The organism is Enterococcus raffinosus (assembly GCF_018917525.1).
Lineage (GTDB): Bacteria > Bacillota > Bacilli > Lactobacillales > Enterococcaceae > Enterococcus_A > Enterococcus_A raffinosus_A.
Map to the genome: position 1 here is coordinate 18,635 of NZ_JAHLOS010000001.1, position 23,853 is coordinate 42,487.

General features: G+C 40.1%; 23 protein-coding genes. 17 read left to right on the plus strand and 6 right to left on the minus strand.

Annotation, left to right across the window (positions count from 1 at the left end; translation table 11 throughout):
• The first annotated feature begins 71 nt into the window (after positions 1-71).
• The 11 genes from liaX to KQI58_RS00150 all read left to right on the plus strand — a co-directional run bounded on the left by liaX (position 72) and on the right by KQI58_RS00150 (position 9,101).
• The gene (gene liaX, locus KQI58_RS00100; RefSeq protein WP_216405383.1) at positions 72-1,622 is read left to right on the plus strand and encodes a daptomycin-sensing surface protein LiaX; all 1,551 of its coding nucleotides are present in this window, start codon (positions 72-74) and stop codon (positions 1,620-1,622) included.
• A gap of 25 nt (positions 1,623-1,647) precedes the next feature.
• Entirely contained in the window at positions 1,648-1,965 is a 318-nt protein-coding gene (locus KQI58_RS00105) for a PspC domain-containing protein (protein ID WP_216405385.1), read from the plus strand.
• A complete protein-coding gene (locus tag KQI58_RS00110) occupies positions 1,965-2,327 on the plus strand; it encodes a phage holin family protein (protein WP_216405387.1) in 363 nt (120 codons plus the stop codon). The genes KQI58_RS00105 and KQI58_RS00110 overlap by 1 nt, the downstream gene beginning before the upstream one ends.
• 410 nt (positions 2,328-2,737) lie before the next feature.
• Complete coding sequence (gene hprK, locus KQI58_RS00115) at positions 2,738-3,673, plus strand: HPr(Ser) kinase/phosphatase (RefSeq protein ID WP_216405389.1); 936 nt, start codon at positions 2,738-2,740, stop codon at positions 3,671-3,673.
• A gap of 1 nt (position 3,674) precedes the next feature.
• Complete coding sequence (lgt, locus tag KQI58_RS00120; RefSeq protein ID WP_216405391.1) at positions 3,675-4,505, plus strand: prolipoprotein diacylglyceryl transferase; 831 nt, start codon at positions 3,675-3,677, stop codon at positions 4,503-4,505.
• A gap of 161 nt (positions 4,506-4,666) precedes the next feature.
• Positions 4,667-5,686, plus strand: a complete 1,020-nt coding sequence (locus KQI58_RS00125; RefSeq protein ID WP_216405393.1) for an NAD(P)H-dependent glycerol-3-phosphate dehydrogenase — start codon at positions 4,667-4,669, stop codon at positions 5,684-5,686.
• A 19-nt stretch (positions 5,687-5,705) separates the two neighbouring features.
• Positions 5,706-6,599, plus strand: a complete 894-nt coding sequence (galU, locus tag KQI58_RS00130; RefSeq protein WP_216405395.1) for a UTP--glucose-1-phosphate uridylyltransferase GalU — start codon at positions 5,706-5,708, stop codon at positions 6,597-6,599.
• Between the two features lie 167 nt (positions 6,600-6,766).
• Positions 6,767-7,327 (plus strand): TetR/AcrR family transcriptional regulator, encoded by a 561-nt coding sequence (locus tag KQI58_RS00135; protein ID WP_216405396.1) that lies wholly within the window; start codon positions 6,767-6,769, stop codon positions 7,325-7,327.
• Between the two features lie 118 nt (positions 7,328-7,445).
• A complete protein-coding gene (locus tag KQI58_RS00140) occupies positions 7,446-7,883 on the plus strand; it encodes a DUF948 domain-containing protein (protein ID WP_216405398.1) in 438 nt (145 codons plus the stop codon).
• 4 nt (positions 7,884-7,887) lie between these two features.
• Positions 7,888-8,454: a YtxH domain-containing protein gene (locus KQI58_RS00145; RefSeq protein WP_216405400.1), complete on the plus strand. Its 567-nt coding sequence runs from the start codon at positions 7,888-7,890 to the stop codon at positions 8,452-8,454.
• 164 nt (positions 8,455-8,618) lie between these two features.
• On the plus strand, positions 8,619-9,101 hold the full coding sequence (locus KQI58_RS00150) for a helix-turn-helix domain-containing protein (RefSeq protein ID WP_216405402.1): 483 nt from the start codon (positions 8,619-8,621) through the stop codon (positions 9,099-9,101).
• A gap of 51 nt (positions 9,102-9,152) precedes the next feature.
• Here KQI58_RS00150 and KQI58_RS00155 read toward each other — a convergent pair whose 3' ends face one another.
• Positions 9,153-10,253 (minus strand): M24 family metallopeptidase, encoded by a 1,101-nt coding sequence (locus KQI58_RS00155; protein ID WP_216405404.1) that lies wholly within the window; start codon positions 10,251-10,253, stop codon positions 9,153-9,155.
• A 194-nt stretch (positions 10,254-10,447) separates the two neighbouring features.
• Between KQI58_RS00155 and ccpA the strand changes: the two genes are divergently transcribed.
• Positions 10,448-11,452, plus strand: coding sequence for a catabolite control protein A (ccpA, locus tag KQI58_RS00160; protein WP_016181293.1), 1,005 nt, complete (start codon positions 10,448-10,450; stop codon positions 11,450-11,452).
• A gap of 48 nt (positions 11,453-11,500) precedes the next feature.
• Here the strand turns inward: ccpA and treR are convergent, their stop codons facing one another.
• Complete coding sequence (treR, locus tag KQI58_RS00165; protein ID WP_216405405.1) at positions 11,501-12,223, minus strand: trehalose operon repressor; 723 nt, start codon at positions 12,221-12,223, stop codon at positions 11,501-11,503.
• Between the two features lie 373 nt (positions 12,224-12,596).
• On the opposite strand from treR, the gene treP reads away from it, so the two are divergent.
• The gene (gene treP / locus KQI58_RS00170; protein WP_216405407.1) at positions 12,597-14,543 is read left to right on the plus strand and encodes a PTS system trehalose-specific EIIBC component; all 1,947 of its coding nucleotides are present in this window, start codon (positions 12,597-12,599) and stop codon (positions 14,541-14,543) included.
• Between the two features lie 16 nt (positions 14,544-14,559).
• Complete coding sequence (treC, locus tag KQI58_RS00175) at positions 14,560-16,182, plus strand: alpha,alpha-phosphotrehalase (RefSeq protein WP_216405409.1); 1,623 nt, start codon at positions 14,560-14,562, stop codon at positions 16,180-16,182.
• 31 nt (positions 16,183-16,213) lie between these two features.
• Here treC and KQI58_RS00180 read toward each other — a convergent pair whose 3' ends face one another.
• The 4 genes from KQI58_RS00180 to KQI58_RS00195 all read right to left on the minus strand — a co-directional run bounded on the left by KQI58_RS00180 (position 16,214) and on the right by KQI58_RS00195 (position 20,306).
• A complete protein-coding gene (locus KQI58_RS00180; RefSeq protein ID WP_216405411.1) occupies positions 16,214-16,720 on the minus strand; it encodes a QueT transporter family protein in 507 nt (168 codons plus the stop codon).
• Between the two features lie 119 nt (positions 16,721-16,839).
• A complete protein-coding gene (locus KQI58_RS00185) occupies positions 16,840-17,592 on the minus strand; it encodes a 3-oxoacyl-ACP reductase (RefSeq protein WP_216405413.1) in 753 nt (250 codons plus the stop codon).
• A complete protein-coding gene (locus KQI58_RS00190; RefSeq protein ID WP_016181299.1) occupies positions 17,589-17,810 on the minus strand; it encodes a DUF2829 domain-containing protein in 222 nt (73 codons plus the stop codon). Before KQI58_RS00190 ends, KQI58_RS00185 begins: the two co-directional genes overlap by 4 nt.
• A gap of 120 nt (positions 17,811-17,930) precedes the next feature.
• Positions 17,931-20,306 carry a transglycosylase domain-containing protein gene (locus KQI58_RS00195; RefSeq protein ID WP_216405416.1) on the minus strand — a complete coding sequence of 792 codons (2,376 nt, stop codon included), beginning with the start codon at positions 20,304-20,306 and terminating at the stop codon, positions 17,931-17,933.
• Positions 20,307-20,637: 331 nt separating this feature from the next.
• Here KQI58_RS00195 and tyrS point away from each other — a divergent pair, with 331 nt between their 5' ends.
• The 3 genes from tyrS (at position 20,638) to KQI58_RS00210 (ending at position 23,812) form a co-directional block, all read left to right on the plus strand.
• Positions 20,638-21,900: a tyrosine--tRNA ligase gene (gene tyrS / locus KQI58_RS00200; protein ID WP_216405418.1), complete on the plus strand. Its 1,263-nt coding sequence runs from the start codon at positions 20,638-20,640 to the stop codon at positions 21,898-21,900.
• A 94-nt stretch (positions 21,901-21,994) separates the two neighbouring features.
• The gene (locus KQI58_RS00205; protein ID WP_216405420.1) at positions 21,995-22,900 is read left to right on the plus strand and encodes an AEC family transporter; all 906 of its coding nucleotides are present in this window, start codon (positions 21,995-21,997) and stop codon (positions 22,898-22,900) included.
• 21 nt (positions 22,901-22,921) lie between these two features.
• Positions 22,922-23,812, plus strand: coding sequence for a deoxyribonuclease IV (locus KQI58_RS00210; protein WP_216405422.1), 891 nt, complete (start codon positions 22,922-22,924; stop codon positions 23,810-23,812).
• Positions 23,813-23,853: the final 41 nt, after the last annotated feature.

Here is a 23,853-nt window from a genome sequence, read left to right on the forward strand (position 1 = left end):
TACCTAAAAACATTGCATAATATGAATGTAAACAAAAGTAATCTATTTGCTTTTTGAAGGAGGCAATTTCTATGAATGAAAGACAACGAATTTTGGAATTAGTTAAAAAAGGTATTTTATCAACTGAAGAAGGTTTGGATTTATTAGAAAGCATGGCTAAGGCGAAGGATGAGGCGCAGATTAAACAAGCTGCGGATAAAGTGGATTCTTATCACCGCGACCAAGCAACAAATTTAGTTGATGAATGGGAAACAGGAAAAGACACAGAAGATGTTAAAGGATCTGAAGAACAGGACTTGGAAGATCTTGAGGCTTACTTCGATGATTTAGCGACAGAAGCGAATCAGATTTCTGCTCGAATTGATGAAATCAATCAAAAGAGAAATGAATTGAAAGCCGCGCTTCATGAAAAACAAGAAGTTTTGATGGAGTTGGACACGAAGGAAGAATTGGATACATTATCAGAAGAAGATGATGACATTCGTGAAGCGGTAGAAGATGAAATCGATGGCTTGAAAGAAAAAATCGCCAAGCTAGAAGAAAAAGTTGCTGAAGAAGAAGAAAAACTGAAAAATGTACAAGACGATCAAAGTGAAAATCGCAAAGAACGTAATCGTACACGGTTTGATATTCCAGACGATTTGAAGGACCAAGCAAGCGAAACTTTCTCGCAAGTTGGTGAAAAATTGGGAGAAGCCGGCGTTCAATTAAGCCGCTTAATGAAAAAGACTTGGAAAACCGTTTCTGATACAGTTGAAGAAAATGTTGACTGGAAAGACTTCAACGTCAAAGTTCCTGGTCTAGTAACGTCTAAGTTTGAACATCAATTCTTATATACGGATGTTGAACCAACCTTGATTGATATCAAATTAGCAAATGGTAAAGTTACCTTAAAGGCTTGGGATGATGCAGCTATTAAAGTAGATGCCAAAATCAAACTTTATGGTAAAATGAATGAAGCAACGCCATTACAATCATTAATGGAACGTAGCCAGATCGAAGTGAATGATGAACATATCTCATTCCAAATCCCGAATAAACGCGTTCAAGCGGAATTAGTCTTCTACTTGCCAAAACGGACCTACGATCACGTTGCAGTAAAATTACTAAATGGTGATTTGAATGTCGAAGAGATGGATGCCAAAGATGTATATGCTAAATCAACAAACGGCAATATCACTTTCAAACATATTGATGCGACAATGCTTGAAATCCAAGGGGTCAACGGCAACATCGAGATTCGCGAAGGCGCGATCCTAGATTCGATTATCGAAACCGTTAATGGAAATATCGTTACGAAAGCAGCGATTCAAAATTATGGTATCTCGTTAGTCAATGGTGATGTGAAACTGACGGCTGGTCATGATAGCTTACAAAAAATTAAAGCCAGCTCAGTGAATGGTAATGTTAAAGTTTCTTTAGGAAAAACAATCGGCTTGGAAGGCTTAGCCAAGACAAGCTTAGGCAGTATTAATGATCGCTTATCAAACTATGAAGTGATCAGAGAGAAAAAAGAAAAGACCAATCGTTTATTGCAATTCCGTCGAGTTGCCGATGATATGGCGAAGATCGATGTTTCGACAACGACTGGTAGTATTTTCTTGAAAGATTTCGACAATTAGGAAATAATAAGGAAGGAAGATTCATATGCAAAAGAGATTACAAAAGTCACGAACAAATGTGGTACTGACAGGTACCTTAGCCGGGATCGCCGAATACTTCGGAATTGATCCAACAATCGTGCGTGTGATTTATGTTTTCTTAAGTTTCGGCTTACTCGGCTCACCGGTCATCTTATATGTCATTTTAGCATTGGTGATCCCTTCAGGTCCGAGAAGTCGGGATTCTTATGGACACAATAATCCATACTACGGAAATAACGACTACAATAACTATGAGAAAAAAGCGTCTCGCCAACGTAAGAAAGCAGACAAAATCGACGATGATGACTGGAGCGACTTTTAATGACTTACCTACAGCGCTTAATAGCTAATGCACTGATCTTTATTTCACTGTCAGTGCTCTTTCCTAATCAGGTATATGTGGAAAGTCTAATGATGGCTATTACCGCAAGCTTTGTCCTATCCATTTTAAATACTTTAGTGAAACCAATTCTGGTGCTACTTTCACTACCGTTGAATATTATGACTTTGGGATTGTTTAGCTTTGTGATTAGCGCTGGTATGCTGCAATTGACTTCCAACTTATTAGGAAATTATCGTTTTGGCTTTTCCAGCTTTGCCATCTCAATTCTGGTGGCTGTCGTCATGGCGATTGTCAATGCGATCGTTTCAGATCATAATATCGATAAGTACACGGATAGGTAATTTACCTATCCGTTTTTTGTCAGTTTTTCTTCCTGCTTCAGCAGGTTAGAAAAATGATATGCGTACGAAGATACAACTATTTTTCCGTTTTTTGGAAAAATAATTCCTTAAAAGTGAGCTAGTTGTCAGTTCTGCTTTTCACAGAATGATATGCGTAATGAGAGTCGGACTAACTTCTTTTTTTTAAAGTTAATACCTTTAACCCGACTTAGCTGTCAGTTGACAACCTATTTTGCAATCAAGAAGGCTGTGAAAAAGTCTGATAAAGTTTAATTGAATGATCTCCAACTCTGGGCTTTATAAATTATTTGTAAAGCCTTTTTTTATTCTTACTTGGAAAACTGTCTCCACCTAGTCACCCCATGGATAAAATGATAAAATAGAGCGGAAGTGTAGAAAAGAGGGATTATATGGCTGAAACAGTAAAAGTAAAAGAACTAGTAGATAAGCTTTCATTAGAAGTAGTAACTGGCGATGAAGAGAGTCTGGAACGGGTCATCACCACCGGCGATATTTCTCGTCCCGGCTTGGAGTTGACCGGCTATTTTAATTATTATTCTCATGATCGTTTACAACTTTTTGGAAATAAAGAAATTACCTTCGCGGAACGTATGATGCCAGAAGAACGTTTGATGGTGTTGCGTCGGATGTGCAGCGATGATACACCGGCTTTCATCGTTTCTCGTGGATTGACACCGCCAAAGGAAATGATCGAAGCTGCTAGTGAACGGAATATTCCGGTATTGAGTTCACCGATTTCAACCTCGCGTTTATTAGGTGAAATCTCAAGCTTCCTAAATGGCGGTTTAGCACCACGGACGAGTGTTCATGGGGTATTAGTCGACGTTTATGGTTTAGGCGTGCTGATCCAAGGGGATAGCGGTATCGGTAAAAGTGAAACCGCGTTGGAATTAGTTAAACGCGGACATCGCCTAATCGCAGACGATCGTGTCGATGTTTACCAGCAGGATGAACTGACACTGGTTGGTGAACCGCCAAAAATTTTGCAGCATTTAATCGAAATTCGCGGAATCGGAATCATCGATGTGATGAATCTATTTGGTGCTAGTGCTGTTCGTGGATCAATGCCTGTTCAATTGGCTGTTTACCTGGAAAGCTGGTCCAAGGATAAGAAATATGATCGCTTAGGCAGCGGCAACACAGAAGTAGAAATCGCAGAAGTAAAAATTCCGCAAGTGAAGATTCCTGTGAAGACTGGACGAAATGTCGCGATTATTATCGAAGTTGCGGCAATGAATTTCCGTGCGCGTACGATGGGCTACGATGCAACGAAGACCTTTGAAGATCGTTTAACCCAATTAATCGAAGAAAATTCTGGGCAGTAAGATGATTGCTCAAATAAATCGTGTCGCCTTTGAATTGTTTGGTCTTCAAATTTATTGGTACGCGATTATCATCGTCTCAGGAATTGCGCTTGCTCTATGGATGTCTAACCGAGAAGCAGTAAGAGTCGGGTTGAAGGAAGATGATATGACGAACTTCATACTATGGGCACTGCCAATCGCGATTATCGGTGCTCGTTTGTATTACATCCTGTTTGATTTAGGACCGTATCTTGCTGATCCGATCCAAATATTCAATACACGAAGCGGCGGGCTAGCTATCTATGGCGGATTGATTGCGGCAGTCATCGTATTGATTGTGTACACTCGCCATAATTTTATTGATCCATGGCTATTTTTAGATGTGGTTGCGCCAGGGGTAATGTTGGGACAAGCAATGGGTCGTTGGGGGAATTTCACGAACCATGAGGCCTATGGCGGAGAAACGACGCGTCAATTTTTAGAGAGTCTGCATTTGCCGCAGTTCATAATTAACAATATGTATATTGACGGTGCTTTTCGACAACCGACTTTTTTCTATGAATCAATGTGGAGCCTACTAGGACTTATCCTAATTTTGATTATTAGGAAAAAAGTCGCGGTTAAACGTGGAGAATTGTTCCTAGGCTATGTGATATGGTACAGCTTTGGACGTTTCTTTATCGAAGGGATGCGGACAGACAGTCTCTATTTCTTTGGTGGACTTCGCGTCTCTCAAGTGTTATCACTGGTTCTTTTTGCTGGAGGGCTTGCTCTGTTGTACTATCGACGAAAAAAACGAACAGACATCAAGTTATATGAACGTAATCAGGGAACCAATCAAGCCTTGATATGAGAACCTATTATCAGTTTATGCTATGATAGTAAAAAGAACTTTCTTACGAAATAAATTATTTACTATGTTATTAATTCGATCAAGTATTTAGGGAATTGTTATCTTGTTTGACATCTCTATTTGCAATCGAATGCGCTATTATGAACTAGGAGGAAATTTCTTTGAAACAAAAAGTTGCAGTTTTAGGCCCGGGATCTTGGGGGACAGCGTTAGCACAAGTATTAGCCGAAAATGGACACGAAGTAAGACTTTGGGGAAATCATGCGGCACAGATTGATGAAATCAATACTTACCATACGAATCGCCATTACTTACCGGATTTAAAAATTCCTGAAAGCATTAAAGGCGAGAAAAATCTGAAGGATGCTGTGAAGGATGCAGATGCCGTTCTTTTCGTAGTTCCTACAAAAGCTATTCGTTCAGTCGCTCAGGAATTTGCTAAAGTGGCCGAGAACAAACCTGTGATTATTCACGCAAGTAAAGGGCTCGAACAGGATACGCATAAACGAATTTCTGAGGTTTTAATCGAGGAAATTCCTGAAGCATATCGTCAAGGAGTTGTCGTTTTATCTGGACCAAGCCATGCAGAAGAAGTAGCGGTTCACGATATCACAACGATCACTGCTGCCTGTAAAGATGAAAAATTAGCAGGATATGTGCAAAAGCTGTTTATGAACGAATACCTTAGAATTTATACGAATCCAGATGTGATTGGTGTCGAAATGGGTGCAGCTTTAAAAAATATCATTGCTTTAGGAGCTGGAGCTTTGGCAGGACTTTCCTACGGAGATGATGCTAAAGCGGCTATTATGACTCGGGGACTAGCTGAAATCAGTCGCTTAGGCGTTGAAATGGGTGCGAATCCGTTAACGTTCATCGGTTTGAGCGGTGTCGGTGATTTGATCGTAACCTGTACTTCCGTTCACTCACGCAACTGGCGTGCTGGGAATCTATTAGGAAAAGGCCATAAGCTAGATGAAGTTCTAGATAATATGGGCATGATTGTCGAAGGGGTTTCAACGACGAAAGCAGCCAAAGAGCTTGCTGATAGTCTGAAGGTCAGCATGCCGATTACAGAAACAATTTATGACGTTTTATACAATGACAAAGACGTGCGTCAGGCTTGTCGTGATTTGATGATGCGTGAAGGTACGTTTGAAAATGAATTTACTTTAGAATAGAAAGAGTGGGATAAGATTCATGCGAGTAAAAAAAGCAGTTATTCCAGCCGCTGGGTTGGGAACAAGATTTTTGCCAGCTACAAAAGCAATGGCTAAAGAAATGTTACCTATCGTTGATAAACCAACGATCCAATTTATTGTGGAAGAAGCATTAAAATCCGGGATCGAAGATATTTTGATCGTAACTGGCAAGGCCAAACGACCAATTGAAGATCACTTTGATGCGAATATTGAATTAGAAATGAATTTACAGGAAAAAGGCAAAACAGATTTATTGAAGTTGGTTGAAGAAACAACTGATGTGAACCTGCACTTTATCCGTCAATCACACCCTAAAGGACTAGGTCATGCTGTTTTACAGGCTCGGGCATTTGTTGGCAATGAACCATTTGTTGTCATGCTTGGCGATGATTTAATGGAAGATCGTGTACCATTGACGAAACAATTGATGAACGATTACGAACAAACACACGCGTCGACAATCGCGGTGATGCGCGTGCCTGAAAAAGAGACTTCAAAATATGGAATTATTAATCCAGGCGAAGAAGTTTCTAAGGGATTATTCAATGTAAAAAACTTTGTAGAAAAACCAAAACCAGAAGAAGCACCAAGTAATCTGGCAATCATTGGTCGTTACTTGCTAACACCGGAAATTTTTGAAGTGTTAGCATCGCAAAAACCAGGAGCAGGTAATGAGATTCAATTAACCGACGCAATTGATACGTTGAATCGTACACAACGCGTTTTTGCCCATGAGTTCAATGGCAAACGCTACGATGTCGGTGATAAGTTTGGCTTCATGACAACAAGCATTGAATACGGCTTGAAGCATCCTGAAATCAAGGATAAATTACATGATTACATCATCGCTTTAGGTAAAGAATTAAGCGGACAAAACAAAGTGAAAAAATAATTTTCCTAAGCGCAGTCATAGTACTGCGCTTTTTATATTGACTGTTATTTTTAAATGGTAAATTATTGGTTTTTTAAATGCCAATCATCACTATAATTAATAGAAAAGTTTAGTCTTTTTGTTATATAATGTCTCTTGAAAATAACTAAATATAAAGAGGAGAATGAATGAAAACTTCCCGCTTAAATAGAGAAATCGTGATCGAATGTGCAATGAGCTTGGTTCATGAGTCTGGCATCCATGGCTTGAGACTGAATAAAATCGCTGAACGACTTGAGGTCAAGTCACCTTCATTGTATACGCATACAGGAAGTATTACCGAATTACGTCAAGCAGTAGTCATACGAGCAATGGAGGAGTTTCGTGAGAAGTTAGTAGACTCCTTACTTGGCAGAGCAAATCTGTATGCATTTATTGAACTAGGTAAAACATGGGCTGCCTATGCGGAAAAAAACAATGCTTTTTATACTGTTTTTTACGAAAAGGATTACATAGACTTTTATGAAGAAAACATTTCTTTTTTTCTAAGAGCGGCATTTGAACGAATTTTTCTAGAATGCGACCTGACTGATCAAGAGGCACTTCAAGTTGAGCGTGTCCTGACGAGTTATTTCCGCGGTCATGCAGATAGCTTCATTGACAGCAGTTTTGATGAGACGGATTTGATTAGTGATTTAGAGATTATTTACAATGGTATCCTGCAAAATTTTACGAAGGTATCTCAATGAATTAATTGAGATATTTTTTTTATTAGAGTTGATTACAATTCTTTCTCTTTCATTAATTTCTTTGGGAATGGTATAATTTAAGTTAGCATAATGAGTGAAAAATGAGAGGAGTGATTGAATGAGTTTAGGCGGTATTGCGGCAATTATTGCGGCACTCGCATTTGTTGTGTTGGTCATCTTTTTAGTGCGTGTCTTGAGTCAGGTCTCAAAAACAGTTGAGAAAGTTGAGACAACAGTGACTGAGGCGAATACAACAATCGATGTTCTTACAAAAGATGTTGATTTACTCATGCAGCAGGTGGAAGGATTATTGGTCAAAGGAAATCACTTGCTGAATGATATTAATGGGAAAGTGGAAACGATTGATCCATTGTTTACAGCGGTGGCTGATTTAAGTCAGAGTGTTTCTGATTTAAATACGACAAGTCGTAATCTGGCTGGAAAAGTTGGCGGTGTCAGTAAGAATGCAGCAAAGGCTGGCGTCGCAGGAAAAGTTGGCGCGACAACGATGAGATTCTTTAGAGATCGTAAGACAACAACGAAAACGGAGGGATAAAAGCATGACGAAACGTGGAAGATTTTTTGCAGGAGCCTTAATTGGTGGAACGGCAGCAGCTGTAGTAGCATTGCTATTAGCACCAAAATCGGGCAAAGAAATGCGTGAAGATTTAGCGAAGAAGACAGATGAATGGTTAGACTTAGCTTCAGATTATACCGATGATTTTGTCTCAAAGACTAGTGAAGTGGGATCGATTGTAAAGGATCGTGCTTCTGATTTAGGCGATCAAGCGAGTGACTTAGCTTCAAATGTGAAGAGTAAAGTAAGTGATTCAATGGATGACATGGATGATATTACTTCTGATACGTTGGAAGATTTAAAACGTCAAAGCTCTGATCTATCTGATCGTTTCCGCAAAGCAGCCGGCGATGCCAAAGATGTTGCAGAAGATGCTTCAGAGGATATCGTGATCGATGTTAAGGAGACAAAAGAAGAGGCGAAGGAAACTGTTACTAAAGGCGCCGATGAGTTAGCAGATAAAGCAAAAGAAGTAAGTGAAGAAAAACCGGCCTTCGAAGAAGTTAAAGAAGAATTAAAAGAAGAAGTCGAAAAAAATAATCCGGAATAAAAATTCTAGTCCTCAGCTTTGAGGGCTATTTTTTATGCAGAAAAATCGGTTTGTTCAATAAATTCTTTCAAGAAATTGTCTTATTTTTAAAGTGTTGCGTGCGCAACGCCTGTTGTTGCTGTAATCTCAAGGCATAGTAAATAATAATAGAGGAGTAACGAAAATTGGAAATAGGAAAAATCATTCGTTCAAAAAGAGAAGAATTGAAGATGACGCAACAGCAATTGGCGGATCAACTATATGTAACAAGACAAACGATTTCAAAATGGGAGCTGGGAAAAAGTGAACCCGACGCGCTTTCAAAAAAAGGTTTGGAAAAAATCTTGGCCGTTCAATTAGTGCAGGAGTCTTCTTCAAAAGAAAACGAGGAGGAACATGTTGTGAAGAAAATTCAGTGGTTTGTTGGTCTGGTTCTATTTGGGATCGCTTTTTTACCCTTACGCTTTTTATGGGTGATGATGCGCCGATACTGGAAGCAGCCTTGGATTCGTTTTGCTGTCATGCCAGTGCTTTTATCTTTTATACTATGGTATTTGCATTCGCTTAAGGACAATGTCTTCTATTTGTTTTTAGCAATGATTGTAGCGGCATACTTGATTACCAGTTATTACTTTTTTGGCGATCGTGAAGGAGTAAGGGATAATTAAAAAAAAGAGTGATCCTTATCAATTAAGATAGCTAAGGATCACTCTTTTTTTCTATAAGATAATCAACTCTTTTGGAGTCTTAGTAAATGGAATGCATCCGTCTTTTGTCACATAAATGCAGTCTTCGATTCGAACACCGACATCATCTGGTAAATAGATGCCTGGTTCAATTGAGAAGCACATGCCTTCTTTGACTACTAAATCATTACCACCAACGATTTGTGGAAACTCATGAATGGTTGTGCCGATTCCATGACCTAGGCGATGATTGAAGTATTCTCCATAACCATGGCTTTCAATCACATCACGTGCGATTTTATCAAGTTCGCCACAGGTAATCCCCGGTTTTACCGCTTCTTGCGCACTTAATTGCGCTTCTAGGACGATATTATAAATATCCTTTTGGTGATCGGTTGGTTTTCCGCAGGCAACAGTTCTTGTCGCATCGCTGCAGTAGCCGTTAACGATCGTCCCCAAATCAAACAAGACTAATTCGTTTTCTTTACAAGTATTTTTTCCTGGTGTGCCATGCGGACTAGCAGCGTTTGGTCCAGCCAATACTTCGGTAGGGAAGGACATTTGTTTGATGCCTTTTTTCTTCAATTCATATTCGATTTCCGCTACGATTTCTTCTTCAGTCACACCTGGTTTCACGTGTCTGAAGCCAATTTCAAAAGCGAGATCCGCCGTTGAACCAGCTTCTATTAAGTGTTGGCATTCGTCTTCGGTTTTATATAATTGTAATTCTTGAACTAACGGAGTCAAATCAGCGGAAAAATCAGCAGCTGGGAAGGCTTCGCTTAACCGCAAGTAGCGGTCCAAAACTAATTGATTTTTTTCTAACGCAATTTTTTTAGGCGAACCGTAACGTTTTTTGATTTCATCCACGATGATTGAAAATGGGTCTTGGCTATCTAAGTAGCCGACGACATCATATTCAAAACTGCTGGCTTTAGCATCTTCTACTTCAAGACCAGGTGCGAATAAAAATGGGGCTTTTTCAAGTGGAATGAATAACGCTAGTACACGCTCCATGGGATTACTGTCGAAGCCTGAGAAATAGCCAATGTGACTTGCATCAGAAACATAAGCTAAATCTACGTTGTTTTTTTGCATCCATTTGCGTAATTCTGAAACTTTTTCTTGGTTCATTAAAACATCCTTCTTTCTTTCAGCTTATTATGATTGTATCACTAATAAATTTTATTGAAAAACGATTCTTATAAAACGCTTACAAAATTTTAAGAAAAAATGTGTAAAACGGTTGCAATCAATGAAACAACGTGCTATTATCTTTTAGAAATGTAAATGATATTTTCTGAAAACAATTTTAAAGGAGCATATCCATGGAAAAGCAAACAATTACGATTTATGATGTTGCCCGCGAAGCAAATGTTTCAATGGCGACCGTTTCTCGTGTGGTCAACGGCAACCCCAATGTGAAACCAACAACACGTAAAAAGGTGTTAGAAGTTATTGAACGTCTAGATTATCGTCCAAACGCTGTCGCACGAGGACTAGCAAGTAAGAAAACAACGACAGTCGGTGTAATCATTCCAGATGTCAGCAATATGTTTTTCGCGTCATTAGCGCGGGGAATCGACGACATTGCTACAATGTACAAGTACAATATTATTTTGGCTAACTCAGACGGCGAAGCGCAAAAAGAAGTAAATGTGCTGAACAATTTATTAGCAAAACAAGTAGACGGAGTAATCTTCATGGGTCATCGCATTACTGATGAAATTCGTGCGGAATTCTCACGTTCAAAAACACCGATCGTTCTAGCTGGTTCAATCGATCCAGATGAACAAGTCGGCAGTGTAAACATCGACTACAAAGCAGCAACGAAAGAATCAATCGACTTACTTGCAAAACATGGCAATAAGAAGATTGCCTTCATTAGTGGCGCTTTGATCGATGCCATCAACGGACAAGCTCGTATGGGCGGATACAAAGAAGCATTAGCTGAAAATGGCTTGGATTACAACGAAGGCTTGATCTTTGAAGCACCTTACAACTTTAAAGAAGGTTTAGCATTGACTGAACGTATCTTAAATAGTGGGGCAACAGCCGCTTATGTAACCGATGATGAATTAGCGATTGGCTTATTGGATGGTTTAATCGACAAAGGTGTGAAAGTACCTGAAGACTTTGAAATCATTACAAGCAATGATTCATTACTGACAGAAGTAGCTCGTCCACGTCTAAGCAGTGTGACACAACCGTTGTATGATATCGGTGCTGTCGCAATGCGTCTATTGACAAAAATGATGAACAAAGAAGAGATTGAACAAAAAACGATCGAATTGCCACATGGTATCTTCGAAAAAGGTTCAACAAAAGAATAATTTTAAAAAAGCTGCGCCGATTTGGGTGCAGCTTTTTTGTAAAATATTCTACATCGTCGAAGGATGACGTCGAGCAAAGTCAAAGAAACGAAATTTATCCACTTGATGACGGCTTTCGGTGTATTGGAACTGACGGGCATCACTAGTAAAAACGCGGCTCTTTACTGAAACGATGTTGATGTCATGCTGATTGAGATCAAGCAGCTCACGATCTTCATCAGTCAATGCATCAATCGTAATTTCTTTTTCGGCGAAGGAAATGGTTAAACCAAGTTGATTTTCAAAATAACGATAGATAGAGTCTTTCGCAATTTCCGTATCTAACTCTGGCACGATAGTCGTTAGCAGTATATCTTTATCGAGAATCACTTTTTTCTGATCAATGGCACGCGTGCGGATCAATTCCCAACAAACAGCTCCTGTTTCAAAGCCTGTCACACGGGCTGTTTTATCATCAATCACAATTTTTTTAAGACTAACAACCTCGGTACTACTTTCATAGCCATAAGAATTCTGCAATTCTTTGTAGCTGGTCAGACCTGATACAGGAAATCGCAATTGCTCCCGCTTCAAAACGAGTGACCCCTTGCCCTGGATTTTCTGAATATAGCCATTTGCCATCAAAAGAGATAAGGCTTTGCGAATTGTGTCACGTGAGACATGATAGCTTTGCCGCAGTTTGTTCTCGCTAGGCAGGTAATCTCCCGCTTCATACACACCCTTTAGAATTCCACGCTCAATTGCTTGATAGATCACTTCATAGTTTTTCATCGTATCCTCCTTCTATATAAGAAACTAATTTTGTGTTTTGATGAACGATCATATATTAACTTGTCCGTATATGTATTTTTATTATACGAATAAAGATTTAGAATGTAAAACGCTTTCTGCTGCTTCAACAAAATTAAAATGAGTAAATTTTTATTTTACAGTTAACTTGTTGGGTAACCTCCGAACCTGTTTGTAGTTGTAATACCGATATTTCGCTTTTAAAACTGACTACGGCTTATTTGAATGAGTGTTTTCTCATAAATAGTATTTCCACTCGAATGTAAGCGATTTACAAATGAAGCAAAACCTTTTATAGTAAATGTATCAGCTGAACTTATCCATACAAGTTAAAATTATTCGGAGGGAAAAAAAGATGGGAAAATATGAAAAGGATACAAAGGACCTGCTGGCGGCAATTGGCGGCAAGAAGAATATTTCCGCGGTTACCCACTGTGCCACACGGATGCGGTTTGTCCTAAATGATCCAAAAAAGGCCGATGAAGCTAAGATTGAAGATATTCCTAGTGTAAAAGGGATGTTTACCAATGCCGGTCAGTTTCAAGTAATCATCGGAAATGATGTTGCCGTATTTTATAACGAGTTTGCCAAAGTTTCTGGGATTGAAGGTGTTTCAAAAGAAGCAGCAAAATCAGCAGCCAAACAAAATCAGAATCCAGTTCAACGCGCCATTACTGTTTTAGCAGAAATTTTTACACCATTATTACCAGCAATTATTGTCGGCGGTTTGATTTTAGGATTTCGTAATATTTTAGAAGCTGTACCAATGGGCTGGCTAGATGGTCAAACGATTGTTGAAGCTTCAACATTTTGGAATGGTGTAAATGGCTTCTTATGGTTACCAGGTGAAGCAATCTTCCATTTCTTACCGGTAGGAATTACTTGGAGTATCGCCCGTAAGATGGGGGCTACGGAAATCCTTGGAATTGTGCTCGGGATTACACTGGTTTCTCCACAATTGTTAAATGCATATGCAGTGAACGGAACAACTGCCGCAGAAATTGTGAAAAATTGGACATGGGACTTCGGATTTTTCACCGTAGATAAAATCGGTTACCAAGCACAAGTTATTCCAGCGATGCTGGCCGGTTTCTTACTTGTTTATCTAGAACGCTTCTTCCGAAAACATATACCAGAAGCAGTGTCGATGATCTTCGTGCCATTTTTCTCTTTGATTCCAACGATTTTAGCTGCACATATTATTTTAGGTCCAATCGGTTGGAAAATCGGAACGGCTATCTCTGCTGTCGTGAATGCAGGATTGACCTCTAGCTTCAGCTGGTTATTTGGTGGGATTTTCGGGGCATTCTATTCGCCGCTGGTGATTACGGGTCTGCATCATACCACGTTGGCGATTGATTCACAGTTGATTGCCGACTTTGGCTCTACGAATCTATGGCCAATGATTTGTTTATCAAATATCGCTCAAGGGGCCGCTGTTTTGGCAGTCGTATTTGCTCATCGCGGCAACAAAAAAGAAGAACAAGTATCGATTCCATCGGTTATTTCTGCTTGGTTAGGGGTTACTGAACCTGCCATGTTTGGGATTAACTTGAAATACACCTATCCATTTATCGCAGCGATGATCGGTAGCGGGATTGCAGGTCTATTTATTACACTATTCAAAGTTCGCGCCTTATCAATTGGTGTTGGCGGGTTGCCAGGGATTTTAGCCATTCGCCCACAGGATTATTTGATTTTCGCCATCGGTATGGTGATTGCAATCGCAGTGCCATTCTTATTGACACTGACTTTCCGTCGCATTGGTTTATTTAATAAACTTGATCGGGTTGAAGAAGGCAATGTACCGACTTTAGGCAGCGAGGCCACTAAAAAGGCTGGTGCAGTCGTTGAATTATTTGCTCCAATTGCAGGTATGCTGCATCCATTAAGCAGTGCCAAGGATCCAGTTTTTGCTGAAGGCATGATGGGGCAAGGCGTTGTGATTGATCCTAGTGAAGGCAAACTATATGCGCCGTTTGATGGTCAAATCAGTCTGCTATTCCCAACGAAGCATGCAATCGGATTAGTCAGCACGGAAGGTACTGAAGTATTGATCCACATAGGAATCGATACAGTACAGCTAGATGGAAAATACTTTACCAGTCATGTGAAGCAGGGTGACAGTGTCAAAAAGGGCCAGCTTTTGATGGAATTTGATGTGGAGGCGATCAAAGGCGAAGGGTATGAGGTACAAACCCCAATCATTGTGACGAACTCAACTGATTTCCAAGTGGACCCCTTGTTGGAAGAAACAGCGGTCACAAGTAATGAAAAAATCTTAATTGCAACAGAATTATAGAAAGCTGGAGGGCAACATGAGTTTTAAAGAGAAGGTAATTTACCAGATTTATCCCAAATCATTTTTGGATACCAATCAAGATGGGGTAGGAGATCTGCCGGGAATTGAAAGAAAATTGCCATACTTAAAGCGTTTGGGTGTAGATATGGTTTGGTTAAGTCCAATCTATCCGAGTCCGCAAAATGATAATGGCTATGATGTTGCAGATTATACAGCAATTAACCCAATGTTTGGAACAATGGATGATTTTGAAAGCCTGATGGCAACCGCCAAAGAAAATGGTATCGAAATCATGCTGGATATGGTCTTCAACCATGTCTCTACTGAGCATGAGTGGTTTCAAAAAGCATTAGCCGGTGATCAGAAATATCAAGATTACTTTATTTTAAGAGACGAACCGACCGATTGGGTTTCTAAATTCGGCGGCAATGCTTGGGCGCCCTTTGGTGATACGGGTAAGTATTATCTGCATTTATATGATGTTACCCAAGCTGATTTGAATTGGCGAAACCCAGAAGTGCGTGAAGAGCTGTTTGAGGTTCTGCGCTTTTGGATGGAAAAAGGTATTAAGGGTTTCCGCTTTGATGTTATCAATGTCATCGGTAAAGACGAAGTGTTGATTGATTGTCCAGAAAATGACGGCAAACCAGCCTATACTGATCGTCCGATTGCTCATGAATTTATCCATATGATGAATCAAGCGACTTATGGAGAAGACACTGAAATCATCACAGTTGGTGAAATGAGTTTTACCACAGTAGAGGACTGTATCTTATATACAAATCCTGAGCGTGAAGAATTAAATATGACCTTCAATTTCCACCATTTAAAAGTGGACTATAAAGATGGAAAAAAATGGACCTTGATGCCGTTTGATTTTGCGAAGCTGAAAGAATTGTTTCATACATGGGGAACGCAAATGAGTGAGGGAAGTGGCTGGAACGCACTTTTCTGGAATAATCACGATCAGCCTCGAGCGCTAAATCGTTTCATTGATGTGGATAACTATCGGGTAGCAGGCGCAAAAATGTTAGCCAGTTCGATCCACCTAAATCGAGGAACGCCTTATATTTATATGGGAGAAGAAATCGGGATGGTCGATCCAGATTTCGATACGATGGAACAATATGTCGATGTAGAAAGTTTGAACGCCTATCAAGAGCTGTTGCTAGCAGGCAAGTCCGAACAAGAAGCCTTCGAGATCGTCAAAGCCAAGTCTCGTGATAATTCTCGTACGCCGATGCAATGGGATAGCGGCGAATACAACGGATTTTCAAAAACAACGCCATGGTTATCACTAGGAAAATCGGCTGATGAGATCAATGTCGCAAAAGAACTGCAAGAAGGGTCAATCTTTACCTACTATCAACAATTGATCAGATTGAGAAAAGACTATCCAGTGATTGCAAAAGGCAGCTACGAGGCTTTTTTACCTGAGCATCCGCAAATTTACGGTTTTGTGCGCCGCCTAGAAGAACATTCACTGCTGGTGCTTAATAACTTTTTCCCAACAGAGACTACGATCAACATACCGGAAGAATTTTTGACTGGAAACATATTGATTGATAATTATGAGACGGAAGTTGTTGATGAAGTAATCACACTCAAACCGTATCAAACAATTGCCATCTATCGTTAAAAAAACGCGTGAGCAACTCTGCTCACGCGTTTTATTTCGTCAAATCAATTCGTTTATTCACTAAATAAATCAATAGACCGCCTAACGACATAGAAAGTAATTCACCTAAACCGATGATCAGCCAATTGAAGAAAAACGGTGCTTGATAAAAGAAGGTCAATTGACCGGCCACCGTAAACATGGAAAAGGCAAAAATCAATGTGGTGATAATCATTTTTTTCTTAAGGCTGGTGATTTTTTTAGTTACAGCTCGACAGATCAGTAAAACGATCAATGTGGAGATACTGCCGAAGAGCACATCAACAATCCCAAGCGGAGAAGCCAGATTGGCAATCGCTACGCCTAAAGTTACTGCGATCGTATAGCGTTTGTTGAACAGGGGTAAAAAATTGAACATTTCTGCCAAACGAAATTGGATCGCTCCAAAGCTTATAACAGATAGAACAATCGTGACAGCGACATACAATCCTGTCACAACGGCCATTTTAGCCGTATCAGTAGTCGTCCAGCGTTGAGCTGTACTTTTTTCAAGGTGCATTTTTATCATTCTCCTTTACAAGACATCGTCTCGTTAATAACTGCGGCCAAAGGATTGAAGTGCCGCAGTGCGATTTTCTCGCTAACATTTATCTTAGAGGATTCTATAAAAAATGCAAGCTATTTTAATAGCCAACCGCCGTCAACTGGCAAAATAGTTCCTTGCATGTAGCGTGCTTCTTCGCTAGCTAGGAACAAAGTGGCATAAGCTACTTCTTTTGGTTTGGCCCAACGTTTAACAGGCGTTTCTTCAGCCACCCATTTCGCCATCTGTCCATCGCCAGAAAAGTCTGCCTGATTCATGGGTGTCTCAATTGCACCAGGAGCAAGGGCGTTGACATGGAGACCTTTAGCGGCGTAGTCCAATGCAAGCTGTTTAGTGAAGCCGACAATGGCATGCTTGCTAGTGGTGTAAGCAATACCGCCTCCGCCAGCGACTAATCCGGCAATCGAAGCCATGTTAATCACCGTTCCTCGATTCCCCAGTAGCTCAGGTAATAATAGCTTGGTCAATGTAAACATGCTTTTTAAATTGGTATCTAAAATCTTTTCCCAAAGGTCATCCTCCGTCTTAGCCAAGGGCAAATAATCATCCAATACTCCAGCAGTATTCAACAAGATATCGACCTTGCCAAAAATTCCGTGACATGTTTCGATGGCTGCTTTCAAGCTATCTTTGTCTCGAACATCACCCAGGTGATAGGCGAAATGATTGGGATAACATTTTTGCATTGCTGATAAATTCAACTCTTGCTGGTCAAAAGCAAAGACACGAGCACCGGCCTTTAAAAAAGCCTGTGCTTGAGCAGTACCGATACCAGAGGCTGCGCCAGTGACGAAAACAGTTTTATCAGTAAAATCAAAGGTCATCATTCGACGATTTTCCAGTCTTCTGCAAGAATATCGCAAACTGTCGGAGCAAAGCTTGAAAAGCCTTCATCAGCCGTTTTAATCAAAAAGTAAGGCGTCACTGGTGCACCGTCAAATACTTCACCCTCAACCAATGTGACATATAACTCGAAACCGCCCCAGCCTTCACGAATAATTTTTGCGCCTTTTTTTAATTCGGGTAATATTTCTTCAAACGTCAATTGTAGTTCCTCCATTCAAAAAATTCTTTCTTTTGGTAGAATACCAAAAAGTCAGTAACGCCACAAGAAGAGTAAGAAGGGAGAAAAAGACCTCTCCGAAAAAAGAGAGGTCTTTGACTATTAATCATCTGTTTCTGTATCGTTATCTTTGTTCTTGGCGTTAACCTTGTTACGCGTATTCCAATAGGCCTTGTAATCATCGTCATTTCCGCCAATCCCAAATTCATAGGAATTATCTGCTGGGCCATCCTTTGCCCAAAGAGAAGTGGTTTCGCCACTAGGAACTTGATAGTTCGTTCCATTATGGTTAACTTTGCCCGGCTTCAGACCAGTAAAGTCAGAAACTTTAATTTGCTTCACATCATCAGACAATTCAAATTTCTCGTCTTCACCGAAAATCGTTGGGTTGACTTGATAAATTCTAGCGGCAAGATAGGCCATATAGGTCGCTGTCCGATTTCCCGCACCATCGTTCATTGGTTTATTATCATCTCGACCAGTCCACGTTCCTAACGTAATAGTCGGTGTGGAAACGATCAGCCAGTTATCGGCATAATTATCTGTAGTACCAGTTTTACCGACCCAATCCGCAGTACTTAATGGATAGTTAACACCACTTAAGATGGACTTGAAGGGAGTGGTGTGTTGTTCATTGATTACACTGCGCATCATATCATTCATAATTGATGCAGTTGCTTTTGAGTAGACCTGAACTGGATTATCCTTGTGCTTATAAATCTCTTTGCCGGTACTATCAGTAATAGAATCAATCAGGTATCCTTGCTGATAGACGCCGTTATTCGCTAAGGTTTGGAATCCGTTGACTTCAGTTAAGGTTGAAACATTTGTTGTTCCTAATGGTGCGGCTTCAACACCCCAGTCATTAGAAGTCGGGTAATTCATCTTCTTTAGATAGTTGTCATAGGCAAATTGATCGGAGCCTTTGTTCGTTAATAAGTCCTGATACACATGGTAGGCAGTAATATTGGTCGATTCAACAAGTGCCTGTCTTGTGGTCTGGAAGGTTTTTGACCCTTTGTTTTCAGCATTTTTCAATTCTTTACCAGCGTCATCACCATGTTGATACTTCATTGGATAATCGGCGATACGTGAAGCACTTCCTAGCAAACCTTGGTCGATTGCTGGTCCGTAAACCAATACCGGTTTGATTGAAGAGCCTGCTTGTCGTGAAGTATCAAAGGCGTGGTTGTTTTGGTTTGTATTGTAATCACGACTGCCGACAAAACCATAAATTCTACCCGTGCTGTTATCCATCATAACGGTCCCTGGTTCAACAGTAGCTCCAGAGCCATCGTCTAAGTATTGCCCATATTCAGCGACGCCTAATTGCATCGCGTCATAAATATTCTTATCAATCGTTGATTTTACAACCAATCCTTGATTTTGCATTTTCACTTTGGCTTGCTCTACGTAGCGGTTGCGAACATCGTCTTTGCTGTAATCAGCATCACTGACCCCATCTTCTTTGGCTTGTTGTTTCGCCACGATACTGATGGCTTCATTATAGACGGTGTAGTACAAGAAGCCATGTTGTTGAACCTCTACAGCTTGACGACCTTGGAAGTCTTTTGAAAGATCATATTTCTTGGCATCTTCATATTCCTTTTTAGAGATCATCTGCTCACGATACATATTGAACAATACATCGTCTTTTCGATCCATCCCAAGGGAATAATCCTGCTTCAAATCACCAGTGTTTGTGTAGGGACTGTATACGATCGGACTTTGTGGCAGCCCTGCAATAAAAGCAGATTGAGGAAGATTTAAGTCTTTTGCATGTACCCCAAAGATTCCAATCGCAGCTTCTTCAACGCCAGCAATATTTTGTCCTTTATTATTACGACCGAAAGGTGAGACATTTAAGTAAGCTGTCAAAATTTCGTCTTTACTTAAATATTTTTCCAAATCTAATGCTAGGACGATCTCGTTCGCTTTCCGTTTGAAGGAAGTCTCATTCGTTAAAACTTGTTGCTTGACTAGCTGCTGAGTCAGAGTAGAACCACCTGATCCCGCACCAAAGCCTACAACTTCTCCCAAAAGAGCTCGTACGACTGCTTTTGGTACGACACCTCGGTGTTCATAGAAGTTTTCATCTTCAGTAGCGACTAAGGCTTTTTTTACCCATGGAGAAATCTCGTCAGAATTGATTTTTTCTCGAATTGGATCAGCCTGAATTGTTGCTAATTCGCGATCATCTGCATAAAGCAATTTTGATGATTCCGCGATATCGCCGACTTTTTGCTTCATTTCCGATTTTGTAGGTGTCGGTGTTCCTTCTACAAGATGGGCAAAATACCCAGCACCGATTCCGACAACGAGCATGCCTCCTAAAAAGAGCACAACGACTAAGCCAAGCAGCAATGACTTGACTACTCGCAAAGAGACATTTAGTGCAAAAGGTCCTCCAAGACTCGTTCTTGATTTGCTTTTGCTGCTCTTTTTCGGTTGCTTATTTATTTTTTTCTTGTGAGCCAAAAAGTCCACCTCATTAGATTCTATCATTTTAATTATCTGTTGAATTATAGCAAAGTTTTACTTCTATTAACAAGCGGATGCAATGTTTGTAATCAAAACTTCAACTAATTGTTAAGTAAAACAAAACAAACATTATTATATTGTCCGGCTTTCTTTTTGCTACTGGCTCGTTTTTCTTGATCTAGAACTTCGAAGAAATCTGACGAATGGCTTTTATTTCCTTGTTTTTTCGGTTAATATGGGAAAGTATAAGTCATTTAAAAATGATATGCGTAATGAGTATATGTCTAACATTTAGTTAGCGCATCAAAAATAATTAGGAGGAAAAAATATGCATTCAGACTTTTTTCAAGAACTAAAAGCCCGTGGCTTAATTTTTCAAGTAACAGATGAAGCAGCCCTAGAAAAACAATTAAACGAAGAGTCTGTTAAACTATATATCGGCTTTGATCCAACAGCTGACAGTCTGCACATTGGTCATTTATTACCAATTTTAACGTTGCGTCGTTTCCAACAAAACGGACACGTACCAATCGCTTTGGTTGGCGGCGGAACCGGAATGATCGGTGATCCTTCATTTAAAGATGCAGAACGTCAATTGAATACGTTAGATACCGTTCAAAGCTGGTCACAAAGTATCAAAAATCAGCTTTCAGGGATTATTGACTTTGAAAACAAGGAAAATCCAGCAATAGTCGCTAATAATTATGAATGGTTAGGCGAATTAAAGCTGATCGACTTTTTACGTGATGTTGGTAAGAACTTTACAATCAATTACATGATGAGTAAAGAAAGTGTTAAACGCCGGATCGAATCGGGAATTTCCTACACAGAGTTCGCTTATCAGTTACTACAGGCCTACGACTTCTACGAGTTAAACAAACGTTATGGTTGTCTCTTACAATTAGGCGGCAGCGATCAATGGGGCAATATCACATCAGGGATCGAATTGATCCGTCGTGAAGAAGGTAAACAAGCCTTTGGTTTTACAATGCCTTTGATCACAAAAGCCGATGGTACAAAATTTGGTAAAACAGAAGGAAATGCGGTTTGGTTAGACGCAGAGAAGACCTCACCATATGAGTTCTACCAATTCTGGATCAATACAGATGACCGCGATGCCGTTAAATTCTTGAAATACTTTACCTTCTTGAGTTTGGAAGAAATTGATGCGATCGAAAAAGAATTCACTGCAGCTCCAGAACAACGGGCGGCACAAAAGGCCTTAGCCAAAGAAGTGACTGTTTTAGTTCATGGAGAAGAAGCATACAATCAAGCGGTGCACATTTCTGAAGCGTTATTCAGCGGCGATGTGAAAAACTTGAATGCAGCAGAGATCAAACAAGGTTTTAAAAATGTACCTAATTATCAAGTTCAAGCAGGTGACGACTTGAATTTGGTTGAGATTCTGATAACAGCAGGCATCGAAGCGTCTAAACGCCAAGCTCGCGAAGATATCAACAATGGTGCGATCTACATCAATGGCGATCGCGTACAAGATGTGACCTACACATTAAGTGACCAAGATAAATTAGCGGATGAGTACATCGTTGTTCGTCGTGGGAAGAAAAAATATTTTGTTTTACAATTTTAATTGTAATTGCGAAAGGGATTGTACCAGTTTTTGGAGCAATCCTCTTTCTATGTAGTGATGGGAAAGCGTTTTAGAAGTAGGGTGAGGTGAGCATTTGGGAGCAATATTATTAAACTCGTTAGGATTATTTGTTATTATCTTGATAGGCTATTTAACGAAACGATTGAACTTATTGATGAAGGCAGACGGCTCGATGATCTCAAAGATAGTCGTTAATGTGACACTGCCAGCCGCGATTATCGTGAATCTGCAATATTTGGCAGTAAAAAACCAATTGCTGTTGTTAATCCTTGCTGGTTTAGTATTAAATCTAGTGATGATTCTAATCGGTCATTTTTTATCTAAAAAACAGGAGCAGGTAGAACGAGAATTTTTGATGTACGGTGTTTCTGGCTACAATATTGGAAATTTCGCGATTCCCTTTGTTCAGAGCTTTATACCGCAGGCGATTCCGATTCTATCCTTTTTTGATATTGGCAATAGTGTTATGCTGGCGGGCGGCTCAAATGTAGTAATCGAAGGCATCAGTGGCAGTGATGAAGAACGACCGAGCGTAAAAAAAGTTCTCGGAAGATTGTTTCGATCGGTGCCGTTTCTCTGTTACTTGATCATGCTGTCCTTGCGAATTTTAAAGCTTGAGTTACCAGAAGCCGTTTTTCAGATCGCCCAGCCAATTGCTAATGCTAATACGTTTTTGTCGATGTTTATGATTGGTTTGTTTTTGGAGCTTCGCTTGCCGAAAAAGGATTTATCATTAGTTGGACGTGTGTTAGCAATCAAATATGGGGTGGGCTTATTGCTGGTAGTTCTTTTTATGTTACTACCGTTTCCGGCAATGATCAAAATCGTTTTATGTCTTGTTTCAGTCGGACCGATTCCGACATTTGGTGTGATCAACAGTGTAGCTGCAGGAATGCGCGCAGAAGTGGTGGGTTTTACCTCTTCGCTTAGTTTCTTAATCAGTTTGCCATTGATGACGAGTTTATTGTTATTCCTATAAATAAAAAATCTGGAGGTTTTTATGTTAATTGGTTCTCATGTAAGTATGAAAGGCAAAGAAATGTTATTAGGTGCGGCACAAGAAGCAGCGAGTTATCAAGCATCAACGTTTATGATTTATAGCGGAGCACCGCAAAATACTCGCCGTAAACCAGTCGATGAGATGAATATCCCAGCTGGGGAAGCATTTATGAAGGAGCATGGGCTATCAAATATTGTCATGCATGCACCATATATTATTAATCTTGGTAATACGAACAAGCCAGAAATGTTCCCTTTTGCAGTCCAATTTTTACGCGATGAAATTATGCGAGCGGAAGCCTTGGGAGCGATGCAGATTACGTTACATCCAGGAGCTCACGTTGGTGCGGGAGAAAAAGCTGGCTTAGACCAAATCATCAAAGGACTAAATGAAGTATTGACCAAAGATCAGCGGGCACAAATTGCTTTAGAGACCATGGCAGGTAAAGGCACGGAGTTGGGTAAAACCTTTGAAGAGCTGGCTTATATTATTGATGGCGTCACGTTGAATGAAAAGCTCTCAGTGACTTTCGATACCTGTCATACAAATGATGCTGGGTACAATGTTAAGGAAGATTTTGACGGAGTATTAGATGAGTTCGATCGTGTGATTGGGTTGGATCGCTTAAAAGTCGTTCACGTGAATGATTCGAAAAATCCAATGGGCTCTCACAAGGATCGTCATGCAAACATTGGTTTTGGTACGATTGGCTTTGATACTTTGAATGCCATTGTTCATCATGAAAAGTTGAAAGACTTACCAAAAATCTTGGAAACACCTTACGTGGGAGAAGACAAAAAGAACCAAAAACCACCGTATGGTTTCGAAATCGCTATGTTGAAATCACAGCAGTTCGATCCAGATCTATTAGCAAAAATTCAAGCGCAATAAAATAAGGCACCTGTTCGTCATTTCGAGCAGGTGCCTTTAAG